3 protein-coding genes are annotated in these 1,722 nt (G+C 65.5%); all 3 read left to right on the forward strand.

The annotated features are described in order from the left end of the window. Positions 1-1,032: FliI/YscN family ATPase (locus JaAD80_RS28050; RefSeq protein WP_102299431.1), on the forward strand; the 1,032-nt coding region annotated here is incomplete at its 5' end. Between the two features lie 32 nt (positions 1,033-1,064). Next, positions 1,065-1,505 (forward strand): flagellar export protein FliJ, encoded by a 441-nt coding sequence (gene fliJ / locus JaAD80_RS28055; RefSeq protein WP_102299432.1) that lies wholly within the window; start codon positions 1,065-1,067, stop codon positions 1,503-1,505. A gap of 27 nt (positions 1,506-1,532) precedes the next feature. Further along, positions 1,533-1,722: hypothetical protein (locus tag JaAD80_RS28060; RefSeq protein ID WP_219726904.1), on the forward strand; the 190-nt coding region annotated here is incomplete at its 3' end.

Below are 1,722 nucleotides of genomic sequence, written 5' to 3' on the forward strand. Positions count from 1 at the left end.
GTGGGCCCGCAACTGCTGGGTCGCGTCCTGGATGGCGCGGGCCGCCCGCTCGACCAGCTGGGGCCGCTGCACACCACCGATAGCGCGCCCATCAACGTGCGCCCCGCCAATCCGCTGGGCCGCGCGCCCATCGTCGACACGCTCGACGTGGGCGTGCGCTCGATCAATGCCATGCTGACCGTGGGCCGTGGCCAGCGCATGGGCCTGTTCGCCGGTTCCGGCGTGGGCAAGAGCGTGCTGCTGGGCATGATGGCCCGCTACACGGAAGCGGACGTGATCGTCGTCGGCCTGATCGGCGAACGGGGCCGCGAGGTGAAGGAATTCATCGAGCAGATCCTCGGCGCCGAAGGCCTGGCCCGTTCCGTCGTCGTCGCCGCGCCGGCCGACACGCCGCCGCTGATGCGCCTGCAAGGGGCCGCGTATGCGACGGCGATCGCCGAACATTTCCGGGACCAGGGGCAAAACGTGCTGCTGATCATGGATTCGCTGACCCGCTACGCCATGGCGCAGCGCGAAATCGCCCTGGCCATCGGCGAGCCGCCTGCCACCAAGGGCTACCCGCCGTCCGTCTTCGCCAAGCTGCCCGTGCTGGTGGAGCGGGCCGGCAATGGCGAGGAAGGCGGCGGCTCGATCACGGCCTTCTATACCGTGCTGACGGAAGGCGACGACCAGCAGGACCCGATCGCCGACTCGGCGCGCGCGATTCTCGACGGCCATATCGTGCTGAACCGGCGCCTGGCCGAAGCGGGCCACTATCCCGCCATCGACATCGAACAATCGATTTCGCGCGCCGCCCACTCCATCACCTCGCACGAACACCAGCAAAAAGCACGCAAGCTGAAACAGCTGTATTCGCGCTACGAACGCAGCCGCGACCTGATCAGCGTGGGTGCCTACAGCGCCGGCACCGATCCCGTGCTGGACCAGGCCATCGCCCTGCATGAAAAAATTGAAGCCTTCCTGCAACAGCAAATCACGGAGCGGGTCAGCATGGACGAGAGCTTGGGGCAACTTACCGCTCTATTCGACTGATTAGGGCTTGCGCACGGGGAATATAATCAGCCATGGCCTCTCCTTCCCAACTAGCTACCCTGATCGACCTCGCCCAGCGCGAAACGGATGACTGCGCCAAGCGCCTGGGCGCGGCCCTGAAGGCGCTCGACGATTGCCGCCAGAAACTCGACATGCTGTCCGGCTACCGCGACGACTACGCCAAGCGCTTTGAAACGACCATGAGCAGCGGCATCACGCCCATGGCCTACCGTAATTTCCAGGCCTTCATGCTCAAGCTCGACAGCGCCATCCTGGGCCAGCAGCAAGTGGTCAACCATGCGCAGGCGCGCAGCGAGCATGAAAAACAGCGCTGGCAGGATGCCGAGCGCAAGCGCATGTCCTACACCACCCTGAACAACCGGGCGCAGGAACAGGCGCTGAAGCTGGAAAACAAGCGCGACCAGAAGGCAATGGATGAGCACGCGGCGCGTCAAGCCTATTACAAACGCTAAGCAACACCGAGAGTCATTGAGAGCACCATGCAAACCCAGCCTACCCCGATTTCCCAGATTGCATCCCCCAACGCCACGCCCGGCGCCAGCAACCGCGCCCAGCCGTCCAGCGGCGGCGATGGCGATTTCCAGCGCACCCTGAATCGCCAGCTGGAGCAGCGCCAGGCCAGCCGCAACCTGGCGCAGGCACAAGCCCAGCCGCAGGCGGCGCGTCCGG

It is taken from the genome of Janthinobacterium sp. AD80 (genome assembly GCF_002878455.1).
GTDB lineage: Bacteria > Pseudomonadota > Gammaproteobacteria > Burkholderiales > Burkholderiaceae_D > Janthinobacterium.